The organism is Microcystis sp. M165S2, from assembly GCF_020245885.1.
In the GTDB taxonomy this organism is placed as follows: Bacteria; Cyanobacteriota; Cyanobacteriia; order Cyanobacteriales; family Microcystaceae; genus Microcystis.
This window is the reverse complement of record NZ_JADBTZ010000413.1, coordinates 1-2,946: the sequence shown is the minus strand read 5'-3', so window position 1 is coordinate 2,946 and position 2,946 is coordinate 1. Positions and strand designations below refer to the sequence as shown.

The following is a 2,946-nucleotide window of genomic DNA, read 5'->3' as shown; positions in this document are numbered from 1 at the left end:
TGGGGAAGTGGGGAAGTGGGGAAGTGGGGAAGTGGGGGAATTTCAACTAAAACCCTAACACCCCCCGCAACGCGCACGCAGTGACCACCCTAACACCCTAACACCCCAAAACCCCAAAACCCCCCGCAACGCACACGCAGTAACCACCCTATCTCCTGACTCGGAGAATACTGACTCCTAACTCCTAACCCCAGGAAAAACTTATTCAGCAAACCCTAACTAGCAATTTATTGCCGATTGCTATAAGAGAAATCGAGAGTCAGAAGTTAAATCTTAGGGCCAAATAGCTGCTAAATCTAACTCCCCACTCTCGATTTTAGGGATTATTTATGCTTCGTAGGGAGTGACACCAGAGAACTTAATTGTCGCTGGTTCGGGGTTTTTGCCGATATTGCGGTCTTTTTTGCCGAAAAATTCACGACCGGCGTTAACTTTTTCGGGGAAGACACCATCAGCAGGGTGGAGATACTGCACTTCACCACTGGGGTAAATCCGATAGATTTTGTAATCTTCGATTTTGGGCTTAAATTTCGTCCGCAATTGGGTACCAAGAGCGAGCGCCTGTTCTTTGCGGGCCAAATAGAGGAGATTTTCGCCTTCGTGCATGATAGCGGCGCCACCGGTGGGCATTTCAAAGACTTGTTCTTTGCTGCTTGTCCAGGTGATGGCGTATTTTTCTTCCAGATCGGCTTTGGCGAGTAAACCGCCCGTGCTGCCACCGAACTTAGGAGCTTTTCCAGAAAGTTCTGTCATAGGGTTTTGTTCTCTCTACAAAAATAAAGAAAAGGGGTTTTAGGGAATCCTATCACTGACACCCCCCCTCTCTAGTAGTCTTGTCAAGAACTGTAACATTATTTTGTACTAGACTATAGAACTAGGATTTACCGAAAAAGTTTTTCGTGGAGGCAGGGTGTGGGGTGTGGGGTGTGGGGTTTTACCCATTTTCAGGGAAAAAGTGCCTAAATTTTCCCCCCGATCACTGCAAGGACTGGCACTTTTTGATTTTAAAAAAGCCTAAAGATATTATCCCACAAGGTTTTTAGATTTATTCAGCCAGATAGAACTAAGCTCTTGGCCGATCGCCAACTTGCCCAGGAATCGGCCGCCACTTTAATCGATCGCCCGTCGGGAAATTTGCCAACTTAAAAAAATTACCGGAATTAATCCCACTAAGACAATGGCCAGGGCCGGCGCCGCCGCTTCCACTAAACGTTCATCACTGGCGTATTGATAAACGCGCACCGCTAGGGTATCAAAATTAAAAGGTCTTAAGACCAAAGTAGCCGGTAATTCCTTCATCACATCGACAAAAACTAACATAGCCGCCGTCAATAATCCCCCCGACAAAAGAGGAATATGCACTTTAATTAAAGTGGCACCAGTGCCATAGCCAAGGCTGCGGGAAGCATCATCTAAACTAGGTTTAATTTTACTTAAACTCGATTCTAACGTGGAGAAAGCTACGGCTAAAAACCGGACAATATAGGCAAAAATCAGACAGAAAATCGTGCCGCTCAGAATTAAATTGATATTTAATCCTTGATTTAAAAAGTTATCTAATTTGCCGATAGGAATTAAAACCCCCACGGCAATAACAATGCCGGGGATAGCATAACCAGCGGACGCAATCCGCACAGAACCCTTAATAGTTTTATTCTGATTAAGTCTTTCCCCGTAGGCGAGAATTAAAGCTAAAACTACCGCAATAATTGCGCTTAAACTAGCCAGAAAAAAACTGTTTAACGATAAACCAAGAAAGTCATTGTTAAAAGTTTCTTGGGCATGATTAAAGGCTAGATAGACCAGATAGAAAGCAGGGGCGATAAAACCAAGAAATACTGGTAAAAAACAGGCGATCATTGCCAAGAAACTACGAACAAATCCTAGTTCGTACTTAGTCGGTGACTGGAAACGATTGGTCATTTCATAGTAACGAGCTTGACGACGGGAGGATTGTTCGAGGAAAACTAAAACGAGGATAAATACCATTAAAACTGTTGATAACTGCCCCGCTGCTATGCGATCTCCCATACCGAACCAAGTATTATAAATTCCCGTGGTAAAAGCATTAATTCCGAAATACTGCACCGTACCAAAATCGTTAAGAGTTTCCATTAAAGCTAGGGCTAATCCCGCCATAATTGCCGGTCTTGCTAGGGGTAAAGCAACAGTAAAAAAACTGCGCCAAGGATTACATCCCAAGGAGCGACTTGCCTCCACCGTGCAGACAGATTGTTCTAAAAAACCCACCCTTGCTAACAGATAAACGTAGGGATAAAGCACAAGAATTAACATCAGAATCCCCCCCCAGAGAGAACGGATATTAGGAAACCAATAATCCTCGACACTATTCCAACCGAAAACACTTCTTAAGAACGTCTGCACCGGACCAAAATAGTCCATCATATTGGTATAAGTATAGGCCAAGAGATAGGCAGGAGCGGCAAGGGGTAGTAATAATAACCATTGAAATTGTTGACAACCGGGAAATTGACACATCGTTGTTAACCAAGCTGTGCCGACACCGATGATTAAAACGCCGCTGCCCACCCCCCACATTAACCAAAAAGAATTAACTAGATAATCCCAGAGAACAGTTTCGATCAGATGTTGCCAGACTTGACTGGAATTAGTTAATAAACTACTGGCAACCGATAAAATCGGCAGGGACACAAGCAGGGCAATTAGTAAAACCGCAATTGTCCATCCCTGTCTAAAAAAAGAGCGAGATTTTTTCAGAAAAAACATTTTTAATAAGATTGTTAAAGCAATTTTTAAGGTGGGGGCAAATCCTAGGGACTGATAGATTGACACTCCCCGCTCTAAAGAGACGGGGATTCTTGGTTCACAGAGATTACTTGCGAAAGACAGAATTGCTTCTGAAAAAGTAGAGGTATTCTCTCCCCAAGCGTTTATTGGATCTAGCCCAAAGGTTCCGGTATGCCC

At 43.8% G+C, this 2,946-nt stretch carries 2 protein-coding genes; both read right to left on the bottom strand.

Annotated features, from left to right (window positions below; all coding sequences use genetic code 11):
* Window positions 1–327: 327 nt before the first annotated feature.
* Entirely contained in the window at window positions 328–753 is a 426-nt protein-coding gene (locus tag IM479_RS20475; protein ID WP_287684269.1) for a photosystem I reaction center subunit II PsaD, read from the bottom strand.
* 357 nt (window positions 754–1,110) lie between these two features.
* The gene (locus IM479_RS20470; protein ID WP_287684270.1) at window positions 1,111–2,748 is read right to left on the bottom strand and encodes an ABC transporter permease; all 1,638 of its coding nucleotides are present in this window, start codon (window positions 2,746–2,748) and stop codon (window positions 1,111–1,113) included.
* Between the last annotated feature and the right edge of the window lie 198 nt (window positions 2,749–2,946).

Excerpts from the sequence above, each read along its gene's own strand:
- IM479_RS20475 (WP_287684269.1), bottom strand. The coding sequence starts at position 753 with ATGACAGAACTTTCTGGAAAAGCTCCTAAGTTCGGTGGCAGCACGGGC.
- IM479_RS20470 (WP_287684270.1), bottom strand. The coding sequence starts at position 2,748 with ATGTTTTTTCTGAAAAAATCTCGCTCTTTTTTTAGACAGGGATGGACA.